This is a genomic window from Agromyces sp. Y182 (genome assembly GCF_059445385.1).
Map to the genome: position 1 here is coordinate 215,402 of NZ_JCAIUF010000002.1, position 24,127 is coordinate 239,528.

At 66.1% G+C, this 24,127-nt stretch carries 23 protein-coding genes, 2 tRNA genes and 2 pseudogenes; 18 read left to right on the plus strand and 9 right to left on the minus strand.

Annotated elements, in window-relative coordinates:
• Window positions 1–8 precede the first annotated feature (8 nt).
• Complete coding sequence (gene dnaG / locus AC1C2R_RS15580) at window positions 9–1,886, plus strand: DNA primase (protein WP_495380556.1); 1,878 nt, start codon at window positions 9–11, stop codon at window positions 1,884–1,886.
• Window positions 1,887–1,892: 6 nt separating this feature from the next.
• Here dnaG and AC1C2R_RS15585 read toward each other — a convergent pair whose 3' ends face one another.
• From AC1C2R_RS15585 to AC1C2R_RS15595, 3 genes are all read right to left on the minus strand, one after another.
• Complete coding sequence (locus AC1C2R_RS15585) at window positions 1,893–2,450, minus strand: TlpA family protein disulfide reductase (RefSeq protein ID WP_495380557.1); 558 nt, start codon at window positions 2,448–2,450, stop codon at window positions 1,893–1,895.
• A 5-nt stretch (window positions 2,451–2,455) separates the two neighbouring features.
• Window positions 2,456–2,959, minus strand: a complete 504-nt coding sequence (locus tag AC1C2R_RS15590) for a hypothetical protein (protein ID WP_495354182.1) — start codon at window positions 2,957–2,959, stop codon at window positions 2,456–2,458.
• Window positions 2,960–3,090: 131 nt separating this feature from the next.
• Window positions 3,091–5,211: a metallopeptidase domain-containing protein gene (locus tag AC1C2R_RS15595; protein WP_495380558.1), complete on the minus strand. Its 2,121-nt coding sequence runs from the start codon at window positions 5,209–5,211 to the stop codon at window positions 3,091–3,093.
• 450 nt (window positions 5,212–5,661) lie between these two features.
• Here AC1C2R_RS15595 and AC1C2R_RS15600 point away from each other — a divergent pair, with 450 nt between their 5' ends.
• The 8 genes from AC1C2R_RS15600 to AC1C2R_RS15635 all read left to right on the plus strand — a co-directional run bounded on the left by AC1C2R_RS15600 (window position 5,662) and on the right by AC1C2R_RS15635 (window position 13,372).
• On the plus strand, window positions 5,662–7,293 hold the full coding sequence (locus AC1C2R_RS15600) for an ABC transporter substrate-binding protein (RefSeq protein WP_495354180.1): 1,632 nt from the start codon (window positions 5,662–5,664) through the stop codon (window positions 7,291–7,293).
• A 98-nt stretch (window positions 7,294–7,391) separates the two neighbouring features.
• Window positions 7,392–8,483: an ABC transporter permease gene (locus AC1C2R_RS15605; RefSeq protein ID WP_495354179.1), complete on the plus strand. Its 1,092-nt coding sequence runs from the start codon at window positions 7,392–7,394 to the stop codon at window positions 8,481–8,483.
• 1 nt (window position 8,484) lies between these two features.
• Window positions 8,485–9,558 carry an ABC transporter permease gene (locus tag AC1C2R_RS15610; protein WP_495354178.1) on the plus strand — a complete coding sequence of 358 codons (1,074 nt, stop codon included), beginning with the start codon at window positions 8,485–8,487 and terminating at the stop codon, window positions 9,556–9,558.
• The gene (locus AC1C2R_RS15615) at window positions 9,555–11,243 is read left to right on the plus strand and encodes an ABC transporter ATP-binding protein (protein WP_495380559.1); all 1,689 of its coding nucleotides are present in this window, start codon (window positions 9,555–9,557) and stop codon (window positions 11,241–11,243) included. Before AC1C2R_RS15610 ends, AC1C2R_RS15615 begins: the two co-directional genes overlap by 4 nt.
• Window positions 11,243–12,100, plus strand: coding sequence for an ATP-binding cassette domain-containing protein (locus AC1C2R_RS15620; protein WP_495354176.1), 858 nt, complete (start codon window positions 11,243–11,245; stop codon window positions 12,098–12,100). The genes AC1C2R_RS15615 and AC1C2R_RS15620 overlap by 1 nt, the downstream gene beginning before the upstream one ends.
• Before the next feature lie 94 nt (window positions 12,101–12,194).
• Window positions 12,195–12,267 (plus strand) — tRNA-Asn (locus AC1C2R_RS15625).
• Between the two features lie 77 nt (window positions 12,268–12,344).
• On the plus strand, window positions 12,345–13,070 hold the full coding sequence (locus tag AC1C2R_RS15630) for an AzlC family ABC transporter permease (RefSeq protein WP_495381105.1): 726 nt from the start codon (window positions 12,345–12,347) through the stop codon (window positions 13,068–13,070).
• Window positions 13,067–13,372: an AzlD domain-containing protein gene (locus tag AC1C2R_RS15635; protein ID WP_495354175.1), complete on the plus strand. Its 306-nt coding sequence runs from the start codon at window positions 13,067–13,069 to the stop codon at window positions 13,370–13,372. The genes AC1C2R_RS15630 and AC1C2R_RS15635 overlap by 4 nt, the downstream gene beginning before the upstream one ends.
• Window positions 13,373–13,408: 36 nt before the next feature.
• Here AC1C2R_RS15635 and def read toward each other — a convergent pair whose 3' ends face one another.
• Window positions 13,409–13,975, minus strand: coding sequence for a peptide deformylase (def, locus tag AC1C2R_RS15640; protein ID WP_495380560.1), 567 nt, complete (start codon window positions 13,973–13,975; stop codon window positions 13,409–13,411).
• Between the two features lie 40 nt (window positions 13,976–14,015).
• Between def and AC1C2R_RS15645 the strand changes: the two genes are divergently transcribed.
• From AC1C2R_RS15645 to AC1C2R_RS15655, 3 genes are all read left to right on the plus strand, one after another.
• Complete coding sequence (locus tag AC1C2R_RS15645; RefSeq protein WP_495354173.1) at window positions 14,016–14,933, plus strand: DMT family transporter; 918 nt, start codon at window positions 14,016–14,018, stop codon at window positions 14,931–14,933.
• A gap of 158 nt (window positions 14,934–15,091) precedes the next feature.
• Window positions 15,092–16,348 (plus strand): glycosyltransferase, encoded by a 1,257-nt coding sequence (locus tag AC1C2R_RS15650; protein ID WP_495354172.1) that lies wholly within the window; start codon window positions 15,092–15,094, stop codon window positions 16,346–16,348.
• 10 nt (window positions 16,349–16,358) lie between these two features.
• A tRNA-Ile gene (locus AC1C2R_RS15655) sits at window positions 16,359–16,432 on the plus strand.
• Between the two features lie 403 nt (window positions 16,433–16,835).
• Here AC1C2R_RS15655 and AC1C2R_RS15660 read toward each other — a convergent pair.
• Window positions 16,836–16,964 (minus strand): annotated as a pseudogene (locus AC1C2R_RS15660) (AAA family ATPase); the annotation flags it as partial.
• A gap of 130 nt (window positions 16,965–17,094) precedes the next feature.
• On the opposite strand from AC1C2R_RS15660, the gene AC1C2R_RS15665 reads away from it, so the two are divergent.
• Window positions 17,095–17,799, plus strand: a complete 705-nt coding sequence (locus tag AC1C2R_RS15665; protein ID WP_495380561.1) for an alpha/beta fold hydrolase — start codon at window positions 17,095–17,097, stop codon at window positions 17,797–17,799.
• Window positions 17,800–18,054: 255 nt separating this feature from the next.
• Complete coding sequence (locus AC1C2R_RS15670; protein ID WP_495354170.1) at window positions 18,055–18,459, plus strand: RidA family protein; 405 nt, start codon at window positions 18,055–18,057, stop codon at window positions 18,457–18,459.
• 105 nt (window positions 18,460–18,564) lie between these two features.
• Here the strand turns inward: AC1C2R_RS15670 and AC1C2R_RS15675 are convergent, their stop codons facing one another.
• On the minus strand, window positions 18,565–19,434 hold the full coding sequence (locus AC1C2R_RS15675; protein ID WP_495380562.1) for an SDR family NAD(P)-dependent oxidoreductase: 870 nt from the start codon (window positions 19,432–19,434) through the stop codon (window positions 18,565–18,567).
• Between the two features lie 181 nt (window positions 19,435–19,615).
• Between AC1C2R_RS15675 and AC1C2R_RS15680 the strand changes: the two genes are divergently transcribed.
• Window positions 19,616–19,969, plus strand: a complete 354-nt coding sequence (locus AC1C2R_RS15680) for a winged helix-turn-helix transcriptional regulator (protein ID WP_495354168.1) — start codon at window positions 19,616–19,618, stop codon at window positions 19,967–19,969.
• A gap of 48 nt (window positions 19,970–20,017) precedes the next feature.
• On the opposite strand, the gene AC1C2R_RS15685 is transcribed toward AC1C2R_RS15680, so the two are convergent.
• Window positions 20,018–20,506, minus strand: coding sequence for a MarR family winged helix-turn-helix transcriptional regulator (locus tag AC1C2R_RS15685; protein ID WP_495380563.1), 489 nt, complete (start codon window positions 20,504–20,506; stop codon window positions 20,018–20,020).
• Between the two features lie 138 nt (window positions 20,507–20,644).
• Here AC1C2R_RS15685 and AC1C2R_RS15690 point away from each other — a divergent pair, with 138 nt between their 5' ends.
• The 3 genes from AC1C2R_RS15690 to AC1C2R_RS15700 all read left to right on the plus strand — a co-directional run bounded on the left by AC1C2R_RS15690 (window position 20,645) and on the right by AC1C2R_RS15700 (window position 23,104).
• A complete protein-coding gene (locus AC1C2R_RS15690) occupies window positions 20,645–21,226 on the plus strand; it encodes an NADPH-dependent FMN reductase (RefSeq protein WP_495354166.1) in 582 nt (193 codons plus the stop codon).
• Between the two features lie 103 nt (window positions 21,227–21,329).
• Complete coding sequence (locus tag AC1C2R_RS15695; protein WP_495354165.1) at window positions 21,330–22,091, plus strand: GNAT family N-acetyltransferase; 762 nt, start codon at window positions 21,330–21,332, stop codon at window positions 22,089–22,091.
• A gap of 269 nt (window positions 22,092–22,360) precedes the next feature.
• Window positions 22,361–23,104 (plus strand): MBL fold metallo-hydrolase, encoded by a 744-nt coding sequence (locus AC1C2R_RS15700; protein WP_495380564.1) that lies wholly within the window; start codon window positions 22,361–22,363, stop codon window positions 23,102–23,104.
• A 124-nt stretch (window positions 23,105–23,228) separates the two neighbouring features.
• Here the strand turns inward: AC1C2R_RS15700 and AC1C2R_RS15705 are convergent.
• Window positions 23,229–23,399, minus strand: a pseudogene (locus tag AC1C2R_RS15705) (IS481 family transposase); the annotation flags it as partial.
• Window positions 23,400–23,659: 260 nt separating this feature from the next.
• Window positions 23,660–24,127: a GFA family protein gene (locus AC1C2R_RS15710; protein WP_495380565.1), complete on the minus strand. Its 468-nt coding sequence runs from the start codon at window positions 24,125–24,127 to the stop codon at window positions 23,660–23,662.

The following is a 24,127-nucleotide window of genomic DNA, read 5'->3' on the forward strand; positions in this document are numbered from 1 at the left end:
TGAGAACCATGGCGGGCCGAATTCGACAGAGCGATGTCGATGAGGTGAAGGCCCGAACCAACATCGCCGACATCGTGGGCGAGCACGTCAATCTGAAGTCCGCCGGCGTCGGGTCGATGAAGGGGCTCTGTCCCTTCCACGACGAACGCAGTCCGAGCTTCCATGTGCGGCCGGGGCTCGGCTATTACCACTGCTTCGGCTGCGGCGAGTCGGGTGACGCGTACACGTTCCTGCAGCGAATGGACCACGTCTCCTTCACCGAAGCCGTCGAGCGGCTCGCAGGGCGCATCGGGCTCGAACTGCACTACGAAGACGGCGGGCAGGCCTCCGATCACGGCAACCGAGCTCGTCTGCTCGCCGCGAATCAAGCCGCTGCCGAGTTCTTCACCGAACGACTCGGCACGCCCGAGGCCGAGGTCGGTCGCCGGTTCCTCGGCGAGCGCGGGTTCGACGCCGAGGCGGCGAAGCGGTTCGGCGTCGGCTTCGCGCCGAAGAGCTGGGATGCGCTCACCGACCACCTGAAAGGCCGCGGGTACACGAGTGATGAGCTCGCGGCATCCGGCCTCGTCTCGCAGGGCGATCGTGGCATATACGACCGTTTCCGCGGCCGACTCGTCTGGCCGATTCGCGACGTCACCGGGCAGACCGTCGGCTTCGGCGCCCGGCGGCTGCTCGACGACGACAAGGGCCCCAAGTACTTGAACACCCCCGAGACCGCGGTCTACCACAAGTCGCAGGTGCTCTACGGCCTCGATCTCGCCAAGCGCGACATCTCCAAGTCGCGCCGGGTCGTCGTCGTCGAGGGGTACACCGATGTCATGGCCTGCCACCTCGCCGGCGTCACGACCGCGATCGCCACCTGCGGCACCTCGTTCGGCGTCGACCACATCAAGGTGCTGCGCCGAGTGCTCGGCGACGACTCGGGCCTCGGCGAGGTCGTGTTCACCTTCGACGGCGATGCCGCAGGCCAGCAGGCCGCGATGCGCGCCTTCGGCGAAGAGCAGCGCTTCGCAGCCCAGACCTTCGTCGCGGTCGCTCCCGACGGGCTCGACCCGTGCGACCTGCGTCTCGCTCGAGGCGACGCTGCGGTGCGCACCCTCATCGACTCGCGCACGCCGATGTTCGAGTTCGTCATCAAGCACACCCTCGCTCGCTACGACCTCGAAACAGTCGAGGGGCGGGTCGCCGCGCTTCGAGCGGCGGCGCCGATCATCGCCGAGATGCGCGACCCAGCGGCTCGCCCCGGGTACACGCACCAGCTCGCGCGCATGCTCGGCGTCGAACTCGCCGAGGTGACGCGCGCCGTGCGATCGGCATCGAGTCGCGCGAAGCCGGCGGGGGAGCGGGGCGGGTCGCCGGCGCCCGTCACGGCCGGCGGTGGCGCGGCAGTCGCGACGGATGTCCCCGAGCGCCCGTTCTCGATCACCCAACTCCCGGCCGACCCTGCCACCCGCCTCGAGCGCGATGCACTCCAGGCGATGCTGCAGTACCCCGACGCGGTCGGAGCTGAGCTGCTGCGTCACGCCGTCGACAGCCGCTTCGGCAATCCGTCGCTCGCCGTCATCCGTGATGGAATCGCCTCGGTGCTGGCCACCCCTGATACGGCGGTGCGTGTCGATCGTGTCATCGCCGAGGTGCCCGCGCCCTTCGCGGGCCTCGTGCAACAACTCGCGGTCGCCCCCGTGCCGCAGCGCAGTGAGGGCGAGCTCACTGCGTACGTGCAGGCGGTCGTGAGTGCGCTCGTCGATCGCGAGCTGCTGCGACAGAAGTCCGAGCTGCTCGGGCGCCTGCAGCGCACCGATCGTGCCGATCTCGCAGCGTACGGCACGCTGCAGCGCGCTCTCGTCGAGATCGAGACCGAGCGTCGAGCCCTTCGCGCGGAGTAGCGTGGGTCAGTCGTCGCCCACCACGATGCGATCGAGCTGCTCCCTGAGCTTCACCCCATCGGCGCCGGCGGGCCAGAGCTTGACGAGGTGTCCTTCAGCGTCGATGAGTGCGGTCATGGGCGGTTCGGTCACCGCGTAGGAGCGCCAGATCTGAAGTTCAGGATCGACGAGCACCGGCTGATCGACGTGATGCTCGTCGAGGTAGCTCGCGAGGGCCTCCCCATCGGTATCACCCGAGACTTGCGCGATGGCGATCATGTCGCCGTACTCCGAGTCGATCTCCGAGAGAACGGACTGTTGTTCAGCGCAGCTCGAACACCAGCTGGCCATGAACTGCACGATCAGGGGTCGGCCGGCCGCGAGCGTCTCGACGTCGACGGGTGTGTCATCGATGAGCGCACCCTCGAGGGCCGGGGCCGCGGGGCCGACCATGCCGGTTGCGTATGAGGCGCCCTCGGGCAGCGGCCCCGGCAATTGAGCGGCGCCCCCTCGAGGGCCGCTCGTGCAGGCGGCCAAGGCGAGGACGAGTGCGGCGACGGTGCCGATCATCGCGATCGGTCGCATGCCGGTCATTCTGGTCCTTCCGATCGTTCTGGTTCTTCGATGGCGGGGTCGAGCTCGGCGAGTGCGGGGACGAACACCATCGTCGCAGCAGCATCCGCTCGATGTTCGGCGACGACGTGGCCGTCGATGCTCACCCGATAACTCACGCCGTCTTCGAGTTCTGCGGCGCCGAGCTGGAAGCGGCAGAAGGTCGGGATGCGCGGTGCGTTCCCGTAGTCGATCTCGTCGACCTTCACGGCTTCGCCATCGTCGAGTACAGCCCCGAACGCTTCGTCACCGTTCTCGTCGAGCAAGGTCAGCTCGGCACCCTTGTGGAACTCGAGGTACGGCCTCGCGCCTGAACACGAAGCGCCGAGCTCTCGCAGGTGACCATCGCGGACGACGAGTTCGAGCACACCGCCATCGGCGGCGGAATCGTCGGCGCCGCGTGAACTCGCGCACGCGGTGAGCGCGAGGGCCGGCAACAGGAGTGCGAGGCACAGTGCCGAACGTCGGACGGACGTGAACAAACGTTGCCTCCTCGTGCCCGTCAGTGCGGCGGGCGTGGTGGGTGGTGCAGGTGCGGGGGTGCCGACGCCGAACGGGGCGGCGCAGAACGGGAGTGGTTCCCGTTCTGCGCGCCCCGATCGGCGCGGTCGACTCAGCGGCCGTTGCCCGGTGCGTCGAGCTCGCAGGTGATCGTCTCGGTCGCCGAGGTGTCGTTCTCCGACGTCGCGGTGATCGTGACGGTGGCATCCCGGGCGGCGTCGGCACCGCGCGATGCATAGACCGGTACGGAGATCGTCTCCCCGGCCGTTGCGGTGACGATGCTGCTCGGCGTGTGCACCGACCAGCCGCGGCCCTCGATCGAGGTCGCGAGGCGATAGATGTCGCTGTTCGCCTTCGCATCCTCGACCGCGCCGCCCGTGTTCGTCAGCGGAACGGCGCACTGCGCGATCGCGATGCCGTTCGCCTGCGCCTGCCCGTGCATGGAGGCGAGGTGACCGTTGACGACGGCCTTGCCGAGGTCGACGCCACGGGCTTGCGGCCCGGCGTTCACCGTCGAACGCACGGCGACGTCGTAGGCGAGGATGCCGTCGTCGTCGCGCTGCACGTTCACGACGTAGAAGTGCAGTCCGTTCGCAGTGTCGACGTGCTCGTACTCCGAGCCGGAGTCATTGCCGGCGTGGAAGAGCCCGTCGTTCAGCTGGCGCTGATCGCCTCGTGTGATCATGATCGGCGTGCCGTCGGGACGAACGTAGTCGACCGTCGCGATGTCCTGCGGGTTCGCGTCGATCGCCCAGATGAAGGGGTTGCGATCCCGGTTCTTCGTCTTCGCGATCATCACGCCGTGGTCGGGCTGGAACGAATCGGTGCCCATCTGGTCGATCACTTCCACGGTGTAGTTGTCGAAGGAACCGCCGTCGCAGTCGAACTGGGCCTGCCGGGTGCACGTGCCGGTCGAATCATCCGCCGCAGCCGCGCTCGGCTTGTCGAACACCAGGTTGATGCCGGTGAGTTCACCGGGACGCATGATGGCGCGCGAGACGACGTTCGTGACGATCGAACCGAGCGAATCGAGTTCGCTCTCCTGGAGGTTCAGGTAGTTCGACTCATCGATGATGCCGAGGTTGATGCGATTGCGCAGCGCGACGCCCGAGGGCTGGGATCCGCCGGCGACCGACGGGACACTCCATCGTTCGTGCGTGCCGCCCGGGCCGTTGAACGTTCCTCTCGCCAAGATGTCGAACGGTCCGCTGGTGTCGCGAAGCGGCCCGCCGTCGGCGGCTTCGGTACCGTACGGATTCCCGTAGTTGTCGGAGATGCCGAGGATGTGCGAGAACTCGTGGGCATAGGTTCCCATGCCCGACGACTCGGCCTGCGTCGAGTTGCCCGCCCGCCCGTTCGAGGCGAAGTTGGCGTTCGGCCAATGGTTGACCGCAGCCGCCCATGAGGTCCACGGCACGTAACGGGTCTTCGCCCAGTTCGCCATCGGCGCGCCGTTCTGGTCGAGGGCGATGCCGTTCTCGTCACGAGGAGGTCCGAAATCGTCGGTGACGTCTTCGGGGTTCTCGAACAGCATCTGACCGAACTCCTCCCACGTCGCCGACTCGTCGTGCCCGGCGGTGACGTAGAAGACCTGGTCGAACTGGGTCAGCGGATCCGTGCTGCCGATGTCGGCGCCCCAGAGGGCGAGCGCGTCGGTGCGGATGTTCTTGTCGCAGCTCTCGCCCTGTGGGCAGAACGCGGCGTTCGGCTTGTTGAACGAGTCGTTCAGGCCGTACTCCTCGATGTTGCCCGGCAATTGGTATGGGCCGAATGCCTCCATCTGCACGCTGAGACGGCCGCCGGACTGCTCCATCCAGTACTCGTTGATGGTGCGGCCGTGGTTGAGCTCACTCGGCTTGTTGAGCAGGTCGAGGTAGAAGCCGGGCACGTCTTCTCGGTCGAGTCCGTTGGCGAGGCCGGAGGGATCGCCGAACGCGTGCGTGCCTTCCGGCTGCGTCACGAGGAACGGCTGGTTCTCGAAGTCGACGAGCACGATGGCGCCGTTGAACTGCCGGTCGGAGCCCTCGGCGTCGTTGGCCCAGTCGGTGCCGGGGACGCCGACGTAGTCGTCCCAGGTCATGTCGTCCATGTTCTCCCAGCTCTGGGAGTCCACCGGATCGAGGACGTCGGGGTCGAAACTGCCGGGCGGGGCGGCCATCGCGGCGCCGTTCGAAACCGTCGCGAGCACGATGGCGCCCGCGGCCGCGACGAGCGCGACGGTCGTTCGCCTCATGCCGGTTCTGCGCCCGGCCTCGAGTCGTTCCATTGGGTTGTGTCGTGTCACTGCCAACCTCCCGATCGTGTTCACGGGCGATGCAGCCCGCTCCCAATCCTGTGAAGCGGTGTTGAATCCGCTGACAAGATGATGTGCAGGAAGCCTCCCATCGCGAGTCTGCTGAGCGACAGACGTCAGTACATTCCGAAGAGTGGGGACTTCCGATCGGTATTGTTCGGAATTGTTGAACATTACGGTCCGATAACTTTGGGTTCTCCCTCAAGGTCGCCGTGCTACCTCTTGAAGGGTCTCCCGTACGCGCGGTGGGGCGCCCCCATCTCACGTCATGAGTGCGGGGAATGAGCAACCCGGTTCGTCCCGCTCGGGACCCGAACGTCCCGGTCTCACACAGCCCGGCAGCCGCCTCACGGCGGTCGTGCCGAAACCCATAGGAAGAGGTAGACGGATATGACATCCGCATCCAAGAACGGCCGGCGCAGCCTCGTCGCCGTGGCCGGTCTCTCGGTCGCAGCCCTGGCACTTGCCGGCTGCTCCGCCGGCGCCGGTGGCGAAAGCGCCTCGGGCGACTCGATCACCGTCGGCACGACCGATAAGGTGACGACGCTCGACCCGGCCGGCTCGTACGACAACGGCTCGCTCGCAGTGCAGACGCAGGTCTTCCCGTACCTGCTGAACACCGACTACCAGAACACCGACGTCGTGCCCGACCTCGCCGAGACCGCCGAGTTCACCGCACCGACCGAGTACACGGTCACGCTGCCCGAGGGCCTGAAGTGGGCCAACGGCAACGACCTGACGGCCGACGACGTGAAGTTCTCGTTCGACCGTCAGATCGCGATCGCCGACCCCAACGGCGCCTCGAGCCTGCTGTACAACCTCGACAGCACCGAGGTCGTCGACGACACCACCGTCGTCTTCCACCTGAAGGCCGAGAACGACCAGGTCTTCCCGCTGATCCTCACGAGCTTCCCGGGTGCGATCGTCGACGACGAGGTCTTCGCCGCCGACGAGCTGACCTCTGATGACGACATCGTCGCGGCGAACGCGTTCGCAGGCCCGTACACGATCGCGAGCTACGACTTCAACACCCTCATCTCGTTCAAGAAGAACCCCGAGTACAAGGGGCTCCTCGCCGAGGCGAAGACCGACACCGTCAACCTGAAGTACTACGCCGAGTCGTCGAACCTGAAGCTCGACGTTCAGGAGGGCAACATCGACGTCGCATACCGGAGCCTCTCCGCGACCGACATCGACGACCTCAAGGGCAACGACGCGGTGAACGTCGTCGAGGGCCCCGGTGGCGAGATCCGTTACATCGTCTTCAACTTCGACACGCAGCCCTACGGCGCGAAGACCGCTGAGGCCGACCCGGCCAAGGCACTCGCCGTTCGTCAGGCCGTCGCCGACCTCATCGACCGCGACGAGCTCGCGGAGCAGGTCTACAAGGGCACCTACACGCCGCTGTACTCGTACGTCCCCGCCGGCATCGCGGGTTCGACCGAGCCGCTGAAGGAGCTCTACGGTGACGGTGCCGGTGCACCCGACGCCGACAAGGCAACCGCCGCGCTCGAGGCCGCCGGGGTAACTACGCCGGTCGAGCTGAACCTGCAGTACTCGAACGACCACTACGGCCCGTCGTCGGCCGACGAGTACGCGCTCATCAAGGACCAGCTCGAGGCGAGCGGCCTGTTCACGGTGAACCTGCAGACCACCGAGTGGGTGCAGTACTCCGAGGACCGCACGTCCGACGTGTACCCGGCGTACCAGCTCGGCTGGTTCCCCGACTACTCCGACGCCGACAACTACGTCACGCCGTTCTTCCTGATCGAGAACTTCCTCGGGAACCACTACGTGAACCAGGAAGTCAACGACCTGATCATCAAGCAGGCATCGGAGCCCGACCCCGCCGCGCGCACCGCGCAGATCGAGGAGATCCAGCAGAAGGTGGCGGGCGACCTGTCGACCGTGCCGTACCTGCAGGGTGCCCAGGTCGCGGTCACCGGTACCGACGTTGAAGGTGCAGACGACACGCTCGACGCGTCGTTCAAGTTCCGCTACGCAGCGCTGTCGAAGGGCTGAGCCGACTGAACGGCTAGAGTCTCCTCAACGCAAGGAACGGGTGGCCCGCTCTCCGGAGCGGGCCACCCGCATTCCAGCTCACACCCGATTGGCGAACATTGACCTCAACGACGACGGCGCCCGCCAGCAGTGCGTCTCCTGAAAAACGGCGACCGCCGAAATCCTCCGGTGGCGGCCTCGGCCGATACATCATCGTGCGGGCGCTCCTCATCATCCCGACGGTGTTCATCCTCGTCACCCTCGTCTTCGTGCTCATGCGCTCGACCGGGGACCCGATCACCGCCGCGCTCGGCGGCCGGCTCACCGCCGACCAACTTGCCGAGCGCATCCACGCGGCAGGCTACGACCGACCGATCATCGTGCAGTACCTCGAGTACATCGGCCAGTTCTTCACCGGCAACTTCGGCACCACGATCACCGATCATCGTCCGGTCACCGAGATCCTCGTCACCTACGGCAGCGCGACCCTCGAGCTCGCGTTCTATGCACTGCTCGTCGCCTTCGTCGTCGGCATTCCGTTGGGCCTCGTCGCCGCGTACTTCCGCGACAAGGGTCAGGATGCCGCGCTGCGCGTGTTCGCCATCCTGTGCTACGCCACCCCGGTGTTCTTCGCCGGACTTCTGCTGAAGCTCGTCTTCTCCGTCTGGCTCGGCTGGCTGCCGGTGGCCGGGCGCGCTTCCGTCAGCGCGCAGCTCCAAATGGAGTTGCTGCCGAACAACACGGGCCTGTACACGATCGATGCGATCATGACGGGCAACCCGGCGGTACTCGGCGATGTGCTCGCCCACGCGGTGCTTCCGGCGATCGCGCTCGGCCTGTTGACTGCCGGCGTGTTCCTGCGGCTCGTGCGCACGAACGTGATCGGCACGCTCTCGACCGATTACGTCGATGCGGCGCGATCGCGCGGAGTCAGCGAGTACCGGCTCGTGCAGAAGCACGCGTACCGCCCCGCGCTCATCCCGATCATCACGGTCATCGGACTGCAGATCGCCCTCCTGCTCGGCGGCGCAGTGCTCACAGAGACGACGTTCGAGTGGAACGGGCTCGGGTTCCAACTGGTCGAATACATCCAGGCGCGCGACTTCGTCGCGGTACAGGGCATCGTCGCCCTGCTCGCCGTGATCGTCGCGCTCACCAACTTCATCGTCGACATCATCGCGGCGCTCATCGACCCGAGGGTGAGGTACTGACATGTCGACCGACACCGTCATCCGGGCGCCGAAACGGCGCCTCCGCGACCGGCTGCCCGTCGTGCACCAATTGCGCCAGAGCGTCGGCCTCCAGCGCGGCATGCTCGTCGCCGGCCTCGTGCTGACCGTCCTCTTCGTGCTGGTGGCGATCTTCGCGCCCCTGATCGCCCCGTACGGCTTCGCACAGCTGCGCGACGCCGAGGGGCCGTTCGGAAGCCAGCAGCCCCCGTCGGCCGAGCATCTCTTCGGCACGACGGTCGGCGGCTACGATGTTCTGTCTCGAGTGCTGTGGGGTGCGCAGACCGCGATCCTCGTGATCATCATCGCCGTCATCCTCTCGATCTTCGCGGGTGTGCTGCTGGGGCTCGTCTCCGGTTACTTCGGCGGCTGGCTCGACCGCCTTCTCGTCGTGGTCTGCGACGCCATCTACGCCTTCCCCTCGCTGCTCCTCGCGATCGTCATGGCGATCGTGATCTCGGGAGGCCAGTCGAACCTGTGGGGCGGCGTGTTCGCGGCCGCGATCTCGATCACGGTCGTGTTCATCCCGCAGTACTTCCGCGTGATCCGCGCCGAGACGGTACGCATCAAGGCCGAGGCTTACGTGGAGTCGGCGAAGGTGCTCGGCGCCTCCAACAGCCGGGTCATGTTCCGCCACGTGCTGCGGAACGCGACGCGCACACTCCCGCTCATCTTCACCCTGAACTCGTCAGAGGCCATCCTCACCCTCGCGGGCCTCGGCTTCATCGGCTTCGGTATCGAGCCGACCGCGGCCGCTGAGTGGGGCTACGACCTCAACAAGGCCCTGTCCGACGTCTCGAGCGGCATCTGGTGGACCGCGCTGTACCCCGGTCTGGCCATCGTGCTGGTCGTGCTCGGTATCACGCTCGTCGGCGAGAGCCTGAACGACCTCGCCGACCCGCGACTGCGCGGGCGACGTCGGGTGGCGCAGTCGTCGGGTGAGGTCGCAGAGACATCCGTCGTACCCGGCGGCACACTCACAGCCGGCCCGGGCGGCCTGTCGGGGCTCGAAGACGGCGAATCATTCGACGAGCACGGAATCGAGGTCCGGTCATGAGCACGGTCGTCAGCATCGAAGGGCTCGGCGTCTCGTTCGCCACCGACGCAGGCGCGGTCAAGGCCGTCGACGACGTGTCGCTCACGGTCGCCCGAGGTGAGGTCCTCGCGATCGTCGGTGAGTCGGGCAGCGGCAAGACGGTCACGGCGAAGGCCATTCTCGGGCTCCTGCCCGAGACTGCCACGGCCAGAGGCGCGGTCATCCTCTCCAACAAGGCGGGCACCGCCGAGCACGATGTCGTCTCGCTCTCGAGGAAGCAGTTGCGCAGCGTCAGGGGCACGGATGTCGCGATGGTGTTCCAGGAGCCGTCGAGCGCCCTGAACCCCGTCTACACCGTCGGGTGGCAGATCATCGAGGGGCTCCGCGCTCACACCAAGATCTCCAAGAAGGACGCACGCGCGAAGGCGGTCGAGATCCTCGGCCGCGTCGGCATCCCCGATCCTGAGCACCGTGTCGACCACTACCCGCACCAGTTCTCGGGCGGGCAGAAGCAGCGCGTCGTCATCGCGATGGCGCTCGTGCTCGACCCGGGTCTGATCGTCGCCGATGAGCCGACCACCGCGCTCGATGTCACGGTGCAGGCCGAGATCCTCGACCTGCTGCGTCGCTGCCGCGATGAGTTCGGCATGGGCATCGTGCTCATCACCCACAATATGGGTGTCGTTGCGGACCTCGCCGACCGGGTCGCGGTGATGTACCAGGGCAAGGTCGTCGAAGAGGCAGATGTCGAGACGCTCTTCGCCTCGCCGCAGGATGAGTACACGAAGGCGCTGCTCGCAGCGGTGCCGTACGTGGGCACCGGCACGGCGAGTGCGATCGACCGCGCCGAACAACGACCGTCGGATTGGGCCGACCAGGCGCCGGTCGTCGAGGCATCCGGTCTCGAGATCGTCTACCCGGGCCGGTTCGGCCGTTCGGGCTTCCGAGCCGTCGATGGAGTGGACTTCGTCATCCGCCCGGGTGAAGTGCTCGGCCTCGTGGGGGAGTCGGGATCGGGCAAGACGACGATCGGGCGTGCTATCGCCGGTCTGACGAAGATCACCGGCGGTTCCCTCCGCGTGCTCGGGCACGAGATGAACGACGTGCGCGAGCGCGAGTTCCGACCGTTGCGCAGCCGCATCGGCTTCGTCTTCCAAGACCCGGCGTCGAGCTTCAATCCGCTGCTCACGATCGCCGAGTGCGTCGCCGAACCGCTCGTGATCCACGGCCGGGCGTCGAATCCCGGCGCTGCGCGCGCCCGGGTCGACGAGCTGCTCGAGGCCGTGCAGTTGCCGCGTGCGTACGGTGACCGCTATCCGCATGAGCTCTCGGGCGGACAGCGGCAGCGTGCCAGCCTCGCCCGGGCGCTCGCGCTCGAACCCGAACTGCTCATCGCCGACGAACCGACCTCGGCGCTCGACGTCTCGGTGCAGGCTCGCGTGCTCGAACTGTTCGCCGAACTGCAACGCGAGTTCGGCTTCGCGTCGCTGTTCATCAGCCATGACCTTGCGGTCGTCGACTTGCTCGCCGACCGTATCGCGGTGCTCTACCGGGGCTCGCTGGTCGAGGAGGGCACCGGAGCCGAGGTGCTCGGCGCGCCGAGCGACCCGTACACTCAACGGCTGCTCGCCTCGCTGCCGGTGCCCGATCCGGTCGCTCAGGCCAGTCGACGGGAAGAACTCCGTCGACTCCGGGAGACCGTCTGATGCGTGGCGCCGCCCACGGGTTCCCGATCGTGCTGAGCGATCTCTCGGTCGAGTACCCGGCGCACGGTGCGAGCCCCGCGTACGTGGCCCTGCACGGGCTCACCCTCACGATCGCTCCCGGCGAAGTGCTCGGTCTGCTGGGCAGTGCCGGCAGCGGCAAGAGCACTCTCGCGAAGGTGCTCTCGGGCGCGGCGTTCGAGACTCGAGCCGGTGAGGGCCGAGCCGTCATCACCGGCGGCGACGCGACCGTGCTCGGCCAGTCGCTGCGGGGAATCCCGAAGCGGAAGGTGCCCGAGTACCGGTTCCACGTCGGGTATCTCCCTCAGGATGCCGCATCGAAGCTGCCGGCCGACCGGAGCGTTTCCGAGATCATCGCGGAGCCGATCCTCGAGCGCGATCGTCGCTACAACGCGCGCGCCCTTGCCACGAGGGTCGCGACGATGCTCGACGGTGTGCGGCTCTCGCTCGGCATGCTCGACAAGTACCCGTACGAGCTGTCGGGCGGGCAGCGGCAGCGCGTGGCCCTGGCACGCGCGCTCGTGCTCGGTCCGGCGGTGCTGGTCGCCGACGAACCGACCGCGGGCATCGACCTCACGGTGCGCGATGCGGTCGCGCAGCTGATCGGCGAGCTGCGGGATCAGCACACGTTCTCGGCGATGATCATCAGCCACGACCTGCCGGTGCTGCGAAGCACAGCCGACCGCATCGCCGTGCTCGACAAGGGCAAACTCGCCGCGATCGGCACGATCGACGAGGTGCTCGACGATCCGCGGCATCCGTACGTCATGGCCCTGGCCGGGGCGCTCGACGCCGGTCATGCCGTGACCGACGACCTCGATCTGGGTCCCTCGGCATGACGGATGCCGGACCGGGGAAGTTCACGACGCTCGAACCGGCCTCGAATTGGGAGTCGGGGCATCTTTTGCTAGAGTATTGACGCTGAACAAGCGATCCTCCATAGCTCAATTGGCAGAGCAATCGGCTGTTAACCGGTAGGTTCTTGGTTCGAGTCCAAGTGGGGGAGCAGTGAGGGCCGTCCGGGCATCCGGGCGGCCCTTCGGCGATGCGGGAGGTCTCGTGGACGAGCACGCAGATGCTGCGATGCCGCCTTCCGAGCGTGCCGAGACGATGCGGGCGGTGCGCTCTGGCGCGGTTCGAGACAGCCTCGCCGTCGGTCTCGCCACCGCGGTCTACGGCATCTCGTTCGGGGCGCTCTCGGTCGCAGCCGGGCTCGATGTCTGGCAGACCTGCTTCCTCAGCCTCGTGATGTTCACCGGCGGCTCCCAGTTCGCGCTCGTCGGCGTACTCGCGGGCGGTGGCGTCGCCGCAGGCGGCTCGGCGATCGCCACCGCCGCGATGCTCGGCATCCGCAACGTGGTCTACGGCATGCGCATGAAGCCGATCGTCGACGGTGCCGACGGCGGTGGCGTCTGGCGGCGCATCGCCGCAGCATGGATCACCATCGACGAATCCACGGCGGTCGCCCTTGCACAATCGAGTGAGCGCGGTGCGCGCATCGGGTTCTGGGTCACGGGCGTCACGATCTTCGTCGGCTGGAACCTCACCACACTCGCCGGTGCGCTCATCGGCGACGCGCTCGGCGACACGAGGGCGTGGGGGTTGGATGCAGCGGCCGCAGCGGCCTTCCTCGGGCTGCTCTGGCCACGCCTGAAGCGCTTCCAGGCAGGAGCGGTCGCCGTGGCTGCGGCCGTCGTGGCAACGCTCACGACGCCAGTGCTGATGCCTGGCGTGCCGGTGCTCGTCGCCGCGGTGGTCGCGGTCATCGCTGGCTGGTTCGACCTCTTCAACCGGCGGCGTGCATCGTGACGACCTGGCACATCATCCTCATCGCGACGGCGGCGACGCTGGCTCTCAAACTCGTCGGCCACTTCGTGCCGGCCGGATTCCTCGAACGCGAGCGGCCCGCGCGCATCGCGGACCTGCTGACCGTCGCGCTGCTGGCTGCGCTCATCGCGGTGCAGACACTCGGGGTCGGCCAAGAGATCGTCATCGACGCACGCGTCCCCGCGGTGATCGTCGCTGCCGCGCTGTATGCGCTCAAAGTGCCGTTCGTCGTGGTCGTGGCCGTCGCAGCAGCGGTGGCGGCCGGCATCCGTGCATTCGTGTGAATCGGGCGCACGAGGCATCCGTCACGCTGAACCGGGTCAGGCCTCGAGGTCGTCGACTCCCGGCATCCACTGCTGACCGGGCTTGCCCCAACCCAGCTTGCGGCTGATCTTCGCGACGATGCGCTGGTCGCGTTCACCGAGGCGGTCGGTGTAGAGCGTGCCGTCGAGGTGGTCGTATTCGTGCTGGAAGATGCGCGCGAGCCACCCCTCAGCCTCGATCTCGAACCGCTGGCCGTCGAGATCGGTTGCGCGGAGGATCGCACGCTCGGCCCTGCGCAGGCCGAAGCGCTCGCCCGGCACGGAGAGGCATCCCTCCGATTCTTCGTCGACGTCGGGCTCGCCGGCCGGCGGCGGTGTGATCCAGAGCTCGGGGTTGATCGCGACACCGCGCCAAAGGGTGGCCGACTCGTCGACCCAGCTGTAGGTGAAGAGCCGCAGGCCGACGCCGACCTGCGGTGCGGCGAGGCCGACGCCGGGCGCGGCATCCATCGTCTCGAACATGTCGCGCACGAGTGTGCGGAGATCGTCGTCGATCGTCTCGACGGGAAGAGCGGGTGAGTGCAGCACCGGGTCGCCGGTGATTCGTATGGGGAGCACGGCCATTCGGCAAGGATATCCGGCTGCGAACGGGTAGGGTCGATGCGTGGATCCGGACCTGAGTGAGCTTTCTGAACAGATCGCCCTCGACCCCACCCAGTTCATCGGAATCCCGCTCGCTCTCGTCGGCGCGGTGTTCCTCTCCCTCGGTGCGCAGTTCCAGCACCGTGGTGTCGTCAAGGTCGAGTCGCACACCGTCGACACCCTCGGCAAGGGGCTGAACGGCCGGCAGCTCGCCCTCCTGCTTGCGAGGCCGTCGTGGGTCATCGGCACGGTCATGCTCGGGCTCGCGATCGTCTTCCAGCTGTCGAGCCTCTACTTCGCGCCGATCATCGTGGTGCAGCCGCTCGGCGCGATCGCGCTCGTCATCACCTCGATCCTCAACTCGCGCATCAACAACGTGAAGCTGAACGGCAAGTCGATCTCGGCGATCGTGATGTGCGTGGGCGGCGTGTTCCTGTTCGTCGGCGTCGCCGCGTTCACCGCCGTCGACAAGCCGGTCACCGATCAGCAGCTCGTGACGATCCTGATCATCCTCGCCGTGGTGCTCGCCCTCGCCGCCGTGGCGTTCGGCATGTTCCGGGAGCGCATCCGGGCGATCTTCTACGTGATCATGGCGGGCGTACTGTACGGATTCGTCGCGACGCTCGCCAAGGTCGTGCTCGGCCGGCTCCAGCAGGGCGAGTTCGAATGGCTCAGCTGGCTGTGCGTGCTCGGCCTGCTCGGCGCGACGGCGCTCGGCGCCTACTTCGTGCAGAACGCCTACGCCTCGGGACCGCCCGATCTCGTCATCGCCGGACTGACGGTCGTCGACCCCATGGTGGCGGTCGCAATCGGCATTCTCGTGCTCGGCGAAGCTTCGCAGGCGCCGCTCTGGGCGATCGGCGTGTTCATCCTCGCCGGGGTGATCGCCGTGTGGGGTGTGTTCCAGCTCGCACGAAACCACCCGCAGACGCGCTTGTGAGCTGAACCGAACTCACACTCCGACATGCGAGCGCACGGCAGCGTGCGTTGCGCTGCGTAGACTATCGTCGGATTCAGTCCGCGCGCCGATCCGCCTGTCGCGGCGCCCGGACGAGGCCGATCGCTTCGATTCGATGAAATGGTGAGGAACAACCCCACGTGTCTGACACCCCCGGTGCGCGTACCCCCGCCGGCACCGCCGGCGCGGAGACCGATCGACCGCTCACGGTCCTGATCGGCGCCGACACCTTCGCCCCCGATGTCAACGGTGCCGCCCGCTTCGCGGAGCGCCTCGCTGCGGGCCTCGCCGAGCGCGGCCATGACGTGCACGTCATGGCTCCGGCAGCGAGCCGAAAGCACGGCACGTGGAAGGAGGTGCACGAAGGTCAGGAGATCACCGCGCATCGCCTTCGGAGCTGGCGCTGGTACCCGCACGACTGGCTTCGCTTCGCACTGCCGTGGCGCATCAAACAGAACAGCTCCCGCATCATCGACCAGGTGCGGCCCGATGTCGTGCACTTCCAGTCGCACATCATCACCGGCCGCGGCCTCTCAGTCGAAGCCAAGAAGCGCGGCATCCGGATCATCGGGACCAACCACTTCATGCCCGAGAACATGCTCGAGTTCACGCTGTTGCCGCCCGCCTGGCAGGAATGGGCCGTCGGGCTGGCATGGAAGGCTGCCGGCCGTACGTTCGGCCGCGCCGAAGCGGTGACGACGCCGACCCGCAAGGCGGCGCAGTTCCTCGAGAAGCACACCGGTCTCTCGGAGGTGCACGCCATCTCGTGCGGCGTCGACGCGCACAAGTATTCGCCGAGCTGGGAGCCTCGCACCGAGAACCGCATCCTGTTCGTCGGCCGAGTCACCGGCGAGAAGCAGATCGATGTGCTGCTGCGTGCGCTCACCCTGCTCCCCGATTCGCTCGACGCGAAAGTCGAGATCGTCGGCGGCGGCGACCAGAAGAAGAACCTCGAGCACCTGGCCGTGGAACTCGGCATCGCCGACCGGGTGACCTTCACGGGGTACGTCACCGATGACGAGCTGCGCGAGGCCTACCAGCGCGCCTCTGTGTTGGCGATGCCATCGATCGCCGAGCTGCAGAGCATCGTCACGATGGAGGCGATGGCCTCGGCACTGCCGATCGTCGCCGCCAACGCGATGGCGCTTCCGCACCTCGTGCACGACGGAGAGAACGGATACCTCTTCGAGCCGGGCAGTGCCGAAGATCTCGCCGCAAAGCTCCGCACCGTGCTCGAAGCATCCCCGGCCGACTACCGTGCACTGAAAGACGGGTCGATCCGACTCATCGCCGCACACGACATCCAGCGCACGATCTCGACATTCGAGAGCCTGTATCGTGGGAGGCCGGTGACCGACCCGGTCACCGATACCGCGCCGGCGACGCATCGAGATTGATCCGGCGCGCGGGGCGGTAGCTCAGCTGGTCAGAGCAGTGGACTCATAATCCATCGGTCACGGGTTCAAGTCCCGTCCGCCCTACCTCGATATCTGTCTGATCAGGTCTTCTCGTCCTGATGGACGGGCAGAGACTTGACTGGCTCTCCACTTATTCACCACAAATGCGCGCGGATTGTCGCAGGCCTGCGTTCGTTATCGAGTGATCAGGCAGACAGCGGGGACTCGATCCAGAACCTGCCAGTAGCCGCCACGCCGGTGCTTGCGGCGTCGCGGAGCATTTTGTAGGTTCCCGCGAATCATGTCCAATTCCCACCGCAGTTGTCACCGATTTATCCAAACGGACAACTCTTCGGGATTCGATCGCGTTGCGGTTGTCGTACCGCTGCCTGGCATCTTCATCGGGCGGGGTAGACGGGCATCACCGTGTTCGAGCGCATGGCGAGCATTTGTGGAGTTTGGCGCTTTGTCGCGGCGTTCTGTGTCGTCAGTCTCCGATGACGAGGATGCTCGCTGCTGCTTCGATGACGTCGTCTGTGATGGTTTCGAGTTGGTTGATTCTCAGCACTCGGGTGATCTGGGGGAAGAGTCGTTCGAGGAGTCGGAAGTTTCCGCGAGCGGAGCACTAGGGGACAGCCCCCTACATGCGGCCTTGCTATCGATTGCCGTGAGCATTAGACATGAATCGACCGACTACCCCGCTACACACCATGCGCCACGCGGCGCGAACAGAGAGGACATCGATCATGGTTGCTGCTCAGGAGGGGGTTGCGAACGTCGTGCTGGTGCACGGTGCTTTCGCCGACGGTTCCGGATGGCGCGGTGTCTACGACAACCTGACAGGTCGCGGCTACAAAGTCACGATCGTGCAGATTCCGCTCACATCGCTGGAAGACGACGTCGCGGCCACCACTAGAGTGCTCGATATGCAGGGTGGGCCTGCAATTCTGGTGGGCCATTCTTGGGGTGGCTCAGTCATCACCGAGGCAGGCGTTCACCCAAACGTTGCCGGACTCGTCTACGTGTCCGCGCTCGCGCCCGACGCCGGCGAAACCACGGCCCAACTGTACGAGGGGTTCGCGCCGGCGTCCAACTTTGTGATCGACGTGGGCGATGACGGATTTGGGTTCTTGAATGCCGATAAGTTCAGGGTCGGTTTCGCGGCGGATCTGAGCGATGCGGATGCTGCTTTCCTTCGCGATTCGCAAGTGCCGATCAACATGTCGGTTTTCGCGACACCTGTGAAAAACGCGGCCTGGCGTGACAAGCCCAGCTGGGCAGTCATCGGGACAGAGGACAACGCGTTCGATCAAGCAATGTTGCAGCACATGGCAACCCGGATCGGCGCCGCGATCACCAACGTGCAGGCGAGCCACGCGCTGTTTATTTCGCAGGCCAACGCGATCTCCGACGTCATCGCTGCCGCTGCGGAACAAACGGCCACCAGCTAGATCCGGCCGCCGGGGTCGTGCCCGATCCGCAGGAGCACCGGTCACTGAACGCTCCGTTGCGTGACCGACGCATAGGTGAGGGAACGTTCGTGGGAATGATCGCGACGGCCCGGTCATGGCACTCGGGGACGGACGACGACGGCGCTCAAGGTGCGTGCCCGGGTGACGCGGCGCACCCTGGCGCTGGGTCGCCGCCAATATCATCTGAGTACTCGCAGCGATCAACGGGGACCGCTGCACCCGTAAGGAGTGATCATGCCTGCCCAGAGGGAGACGTTCAATTTCGGTGTGCCGTGGGAATCGGCGTACGGGTACGATCAAGCGCTGAAGGTGGGCGATACGTTGTACATCTCTGGCCAGGTCCCACATGACCAGGACGGCAACTTCATAGGCTCCGGCGCCTTCCAACTCCAAGTCGAGGCGGTACTCGCCAACCTTGACCTCGTGCTCAACCACTTCGGGGCAACTCGAAGCCAGGTCGTGGAGACCACGGTGCTGGTTAGAAATCTGCGCGAGAATTTCAACACGTTCGCACGGATGCACGCTGACTACTTTGGCGATCATCGCCCTACAAGCACAATTATGGGTGTGCCCGACCTTGCTCTCCCTGACCAGCTGGTGGAGATGGGTGCGCTTGCGCGCCTCGACGTGGAGCCCTAGTTCCACAGCCAGCCCCCGGCTGACGCGGTCAGCGGTCAGCGGTCGGCGGACTAAGACAAGCCGCAGACTCACCAGGCGCGCGCCTAGCGAAGTGGACGCCTGCGCTTATTCGAGCCCTACCATTGCAAGCCGAAGGGCGTCCAACTCAGCGTCGGGCTTCTCCCGCACGAGGCGCAGCACCTGTTCGGCATCCTCACCCACGGGCCCCCTTGCACGGGCAGGCTGTTCCTCGGCAAGCTCAATCACTAGCTCTGCGGACCTCTGAGCACTCAGGCCGGCCCCCTGCATCGCGTTCAGGGCGTCCGAGAATCGACCGAATGCCGCCCCGTACAGCTTCCGCTGCTCGTCCGACATCCCCTCCGCAACGCGCGCCAATGCGTTAGCGGTTTTTGCGGGGCCACCGGTGAGCATGTTGCCGGCCTGAGCGACCACAACGTCGATGCCGAATGGCTTGAGTTCTGCGCGGTACACATCTGCCAACGCTTCGAGAGTGGCTTTTGTGGCACTGGACGGGCCGTTGAAGGGTAGCGGGAAGCGCCCCGTCATCGCCCCAAGGATCACAATCCGGCCCTGCGCCGCCCGCAGAGCAGGAAGGAGCGCATTGGTTGCAGAGATGGTACCGAACACGTTCACCTCGAACTCGCGTCGCACTTCCGCCAGCGGCAGAGCCTCCAGGGGGCCCGGAGTCAGAATGCCTGCGTTGTTGATCAGGACGTCCAGACCTTCCGCGCCCACGGCATGTGTTACCTCAGCCCCCCATGCGCGGACGCGCGCCTCGTCGGTGACGTCCACCACGGCGGCTTCGATCGTGCCCGCCCCCGCCTCCTGCAGGTTGCCCGCATCTTCCGATGAGAGCACAGTCCCGAAAACCCGGTACCCCTTGCCGGCCAGCTGGAGCGCCAGCTCCCGTCCCAAGCCGCTCCCCGCTCCGGTGATGGCTACCGTGCGGGTTCTCTCGACAGCGCGTTCCGTCATGGGTCTACTCCTCTTCTATTCATGGTCAGGCTGGTGGGTCACGCGGGGCCGCGATCGCCGCTCGCCGAGGCCTGTGAGAAGGATGTTCACAGTCGTGCGGAGGCGTGTTCTGACCCATTAAAGCCTAGTTACTTTGTTTTGCAAAGCGCCTCGTGAAAGATTACCACCGTAGAATGGGCAGATGGGTGCGCGCGATGAGGTGGCTGCTTGCGATGCCGCAGTGACTCTCGCTTTCAGCGTCCTGGGTAAGCGATGGAACGGCATGATCGTCGCAACGCTCGGTCCGAGGCCCGCTTCTTTCGCGATGCTGCGTCGCGCCGTCGGCGGAATCAGTGACACAGTGCTCTCCGAGCGGCTCAGCGAACTTGCCCGAGCCGGTCTCGTCGCGCGAACGGTTTCAAGCGGGCCACCCGTGGCGGTTTCGTACGCATTGACTGCCGGCGGGCAGAGCCTCTTGCCAATCCTCGACCAGCTCGGCGCGTGGGCCTCGGAGAACCTTCAGAAGCGGACTGTGGCCGCCACCGAGCGGTCCTGAGTCCTAAGGCCCCGGTCGAAAGGGGTGCGCCGCGCCTGCCTCCGCTCGTCAGGGAGATCCTCGCGGCGGCGTGGTGGGGAGGTCGAGGTGGCGACGCAGTGCAACCGAAATCTCCTCGAGGTGACCGAATTGCTCGGGGCTGAGCGCGTCGACGAACAGCTCGCGCACGGCACGCAGGTGTGGGACCGACCCTCGCCGGAACATGTCTCGGCCGTGGTCCGTCGCGATCACGTTCACGCCGATCGGGTCGTCAACGCAGGGTGCTCTGCGGATGAGCTGGCGTTTCTCCATCCGACCCAGATGGTGCGAGAGCCGGCTCCGCTCCCATCCGACGATTTCTGCCAGCTCCGACGATCTCAGGGTGTGCGCCGGTGCCTCGGTAAGAGCAAGCAGCACGCCATAGTCGCCCGCCGACAGTGACGACTCGGTTTGCATCCGACTTCCCAGGCGCGTTCGAAGTACTTCTGATGTCTCGATGTAGTCCCGCCAAATACGCAGTTGCTCGTGCGTGGGCATCGTGCGGTGGCCTTCGACCATCTCTCCTCCTCGGAATAGACATGTCAACATCAATGTTGCATTATTGACGTGTCAATCGTTGCACGGATCACCCAGAGGTTCGTCGCGGCGGGCGATCCCACCCCTCCCCAAATCAGCCCAACCATAGGAGCAATAAGAATGACCAAGATCGCCATCATCCTCGGGAGCACCCGCCCCGGCCGCAACGGCAAGCAGGTCGCCGACTGGGTGCTCGATCAGGCCGCGAAGCGCGACGACGCGGAGTTCGAACTCGTCGACCTCGCCGACTACCCGCTTCCGCACCTTGACGAGCCGATGCCGCCCGCGACCGGCCAGTACAAGAACGATCACACCAGGAAGTGGTCCGAGAAGATCGCCGAGTTCGACGGCTACATCTTCGTCACTCCCGAATACAACCATTCCACATCCGGGGTGCTCAAGAACGCGATCGACTACCTGCACGCCGAGTGGAACAACAAGGCCGCTGCCCTGGTGGGTTACGGCGGGGTGGGTGGCGCACGCGCGATCGAGCATCTGCGGCTAGTGCTGGCCGAGCTTCAGGTGGCGACCGTCCGCCAGACCCTCACTCTCTCGCTCATGACTGAGTTCGAGAACTTCGCCACCTTCACCCCCGGGGACTTCCAGGTCGGCTTCATCAACACTCTGTTCGATCAGCTCATCGCGTGGTCGAGAGCTCTCGAGGATGTAAGGAAGCCGGAGCCCGCTGAGCGCGCGGCGTGAGCCGAACCGAAGACCTACCAGTTGAGGTGGACCCCATCTGCCGATTCACACCGCACAAACCTTCCTGCCCAAGACGCAATTGAAGAGAAGGAAGCGCCTTCGCGTGAACAACCGGCATGATCTCGCCCCTCAGTGGGAGAACTACCGTCAGTACTGGAAGGGGTGGGGCGGGGAATACTCCACCGATGGCCCGCTCAACATCTACCGGAGCGGGCTGCAATATTCGCGGCTGAACGGGATCTCTCACAACCAAGCTCATCCGCGGGAGGTAATCGAAACCGCCCGGGAGCGTCTTGCCGGCGTGCCGTGGATATGGGAGGTGACCGAGGAGTCTGACCCGGAAACACGCGATGTGCTGACCGCGTGGGGTGCGCAGCACTACACCTACACCGTGGTGATGGAGCTCGACCTCACCCGGTCGTCGTCTTACCTCCCGTCCGCGCAACTGCCTGGGGTCTCCGAGTGGACCCCCGGCGGCGATCACACCGAGTGGGTTCGAGGCTGGGCCTCAGCCATGTGGCTGCCGGAGTCGGAGATTGAGCGCGCCGCTCGCATCGATGAGGCACGCGGCGACGACGGCGGCCGCATCGTGAGGTACGCCTTTACGGCGGATGGGGAGATCCGGGCGACCACGGAACTGCTGCTGGCAGGCGGGGTCGCGGGGATCTACCTGGTCGCGACGCAGGAGGCGTATCGCCGTCGGGGTATGGCTACTGCCCTTGTCTCTGCCGCGCTGGTCCGCGCTCGGGAAGAAGGAATGCCGCTCGCTACCCTTCAGGCCAGCGGCGACGGTGAACCGGTATACCGCCGGATGGGCTTCGAGCCGGTGTCCGCCGTCCACGCTTACTCACCACCACCCGCATGAACACCAAGGCGGATAACTGATCCGGGGCGCACCCGATCCTCCGGGTGACAGCGTCGCTGACGCGTCCTCACGCACGGGGGGCCTGGCTCACGCCCTGGTGTCAGCCAGGCTCACCTCGCGCCGAAGTCGCGTGGCGCGCCGTGAAGCGAATGAACCGCGGTGACCGACACAACGTGGTGGAAGGTGAGGCTCCACCACGGCGCCAGATCGGCCGAGTCCGTCGCGACCATCGCCCATCAATCATCGAAACAACAGATGCGAGAGAAAACATGAAAGTCGAACAGACCACTTCACGGCTGCACTTCGTGACCACAGAGCACACGAACTGGGTGATCTATGACGGCGCAGACGGGGTCCTGCTTATTGATTCGGGATATCTGGGCCAGCGTGGACTGCTGAAGGAATCATTGCAGCGGCTGGGAAAGGACCCCGCGGATGTTGCGGCGGTGCTGCTCACACACGCACATGCGGATCACATCGGGGGCGCGAGCTGGTTGGCCACTGAGTACGGGGTTCCCGTCTATGGCCGCGACGAGGAAGTACCCCATCTGCACCGCGAACGGATCGAGCAAGTGGGGCCCGCTGACGTTCTACGCAATATCTTCCGTCCCGGAGTCCTCGCGTGGGCGGCAGGGATCCTGCCGTTGGTCGAGGGTAAGCCAAAGTTGGGCGTCCCGAGTGCGAAGAAGCTGCCCCGCCGCTCAGACGGCACGGTCGACCTACCCGGGGCGCCCGCGGCGATAGCTGCGCCGGGCCACACCTCGGGCAACACAATGTTCCACTTCGCGGACGAGGGGACCGTCATCGTCGGCGACGCTCTCGTAACCGCGCACCGAACCTCCCACAGCGCCGGGCCCCAGATGCTCCTTCCGATGTTCCATGAAGATGAACAGACGGCGCGAGAGTCCCTGAACACCCTCGCGCAGATTGATGCTCTTCTGCTCTTGCCCGGGCACGGGCCGAGTTGGAAGGGGAGGCCGGCCGACGCCGTGGCGCGTGCCCTGACGCGGTGATCCTGAGCTCCCGTCCGTGGGGACGGCGTTGCAGTTCTGCTCCTAGGGAGCAACCGTGCTCGCTCCTTATCAATCGGCCGGGTCCCCTCCGGCTTAGCCGTAAGGCCGGGCCGAGCCGAGGAAGAAGCTGCCAGCACGCGTTCGGCCCCGGATGCACGAACCGCCGATACGCGGCCCGCGGCTTCTTCCGAGGCTCCGCCCGCGCCACCCCGGTCTCCCGGAATATCCGCGCCAACGACGCGATCAACGGCACCGGGGCCATCCCGAGAGCACGCATCTTGTCGTGCGGACTGCTGTCGGTATGACTGACTCGCTTGGTTAGGCCGCGAGTGCGACGTTTGCGATCATTTCATACTCGATCGGGGTCGGTTACCCGAGGCCACGTTGCCGGCGTCGGCGGTGGTAGGTCCGTTCGATCCAGATCACGATCTCGAGCCGCAGTTCTCCTCTCGTGTCGGAAGGTGGCGCCGCGATCCGCGGCGCCGGGTTCAACCGGCGCCATCCGTGTCCTCACTGACTTCACACGGGCGGCGCTGAGTGGACCTCACCCCGAACTCACGCGGGCTTGCCGTCGTGGGAGATGCCGTCGTACTCGTGGTGCGGGATGCCGAGCGCGGACGGGTTCATCGCCCAGTCGGGGCCGTATGCTTCGAAGCCGGCGATCACCGGGGGTGGGAAGTCGGGATCGATGAAGGTGCCGACTGCTGCGCCGACCATGTCGGGTGCGACGGCGAGTTCCCAGTACACGGTCGAACCGCACTGGGGGCAGAAGTGGTAGGTGGCGCCTCCGCTGTCACAGGACAGATAGTCGACCGGCTTCCCGCCTTCGGTGGGAAATGTCCATGTCGTGGACTCGCCCTCGATCGTCACGTGCTCTCTGGGTAGACGTGCTTGGACGCTGAAGACGCTGCCGGTGCGCCGCTGGCACTCGTAGCACTGGCAGAGGGAAATGCGCGCCGGATCGGGTCCGGCGTAGGTGAGGGTGAGCTGTCCGCAGTTGCAGGCAGACGTACGAGTGGGCAT

Coding starts and splice junctions, on each gene's coding strand:
- dnaG (WP_495380556.1), top strand. CDS start 9: ATGGCGGGCCGAATTCGACAGAGCGATGTCGATGAGGTGAAGGCCCGA.
- AC1C2R_RS15585 (WP_495380557.1), bottom strand. CDS start 2,450: ATGCGACCGATCGCGATGATCGGCACCGTCGCCGCACTCGTCCTCGCC.
- AC1C2R_RS15595 (WP_495380558.1), bottom strand. CDS start 5,211: ATGAGGCGAACGACCGTCGCGCTCGTCGCGGCCGCGGGCGCCATCGTG.
- AC1C2R_RS15600 (WP_495354180.1), top strand. CDS start 5,662: ATGACATCCGCATCCAAGAACGGCCGGCGCAGCCTCGTCGCCGTGGCC.
- AC1C2R_RS15610 (WP_495354178.1), top strand. CDS start 8,485: ATGTCGACCGACACCGTCATCCGGGCGCCGAAACGGCGCCTCCGCGAC.
- AC1C2R_RS15615 (WP_495380559.1), top strand. CDS start 9,555: ATGAGCACGGTCGTCAGCATCGAAGGGCTCGGCGTCTCGTTCGCCACC.
- AC1C2R_RS15620 (WP_495354176.1), top strand. CDS start 11,243: ATGCGTGGCGCCGCCCACGGGTTCCCGATCGTGCTGAGCGATCTCTCG.
- AC1C2R_RS15630 (WP_495381105.1), top strand. CDS start 12,345: ATGCCGCCTTCCGAGCGTGCCGAGACGATGCGGGCGGTGCGCTCTGGC.
- def (WP_495380560.1), bottom strand. CDS start 13,975: ATGGCCGTGCTCCCCATACGAATCACCGGCGACCCGGTGCTGCACTCA.
- AC1C2R_RS15665 (WP_495380561.1), top strand. CDS start 17,095: ATGGTTGCTGCTCAGGAGGGGGTTGCGAACGTCGTGCTGGTGCACGGT.
- AC1C2R_RS15670 (WP_495354170.1), top strand. CDS start 18,055: ATGCCTGCCCAGAGGGAGACGTTCAATTTCGGTGTGCCGTGGGAATCG.
- AC1C2R_RS15675 (WP_495380562.1), bottom strand. CDS start 19,434: ATGACGGAACGCGCTGTCGAGAGAACCCGCACGGTAGCCATCACCGGA.
- AC1C2R_RS15680 (WP_495354168.1), top strand. CDS start 19,616: ATGGGTGCGCGCGATGAGGTGGCTGCTTGCGATGCCGCAGTGACTCTC.
- AC1C2R_RS15685 (WP_495380563.1), bottom strand. CDS start 20,506: ATGGTCGAAGGCCACCGCACGATGCCCACGCACGAGCAACTGCGTATT.
- AC1C2R_RS15690 (WP_495354166.1), top strand. CDS start 20,645: ATGACCAAGATCGCCATCATCCTCGGGAGCACCCGCCCCGGCCGCAAC.
- AC1C2R_RS15700 (WP_495380564.1), top strand. CDS start 22,361: ATGAAAGTCGAACAGACCACTTCACGGCTGCACTTCGTGACCACAGAG.
- AC1C2R_RS15710 (WP_495380565.1), bottom strand. CDS start 24,127: ATGCCCACTCGTACGTCTGCCTGCAACTGCGGACAGCTCACCCTCACC.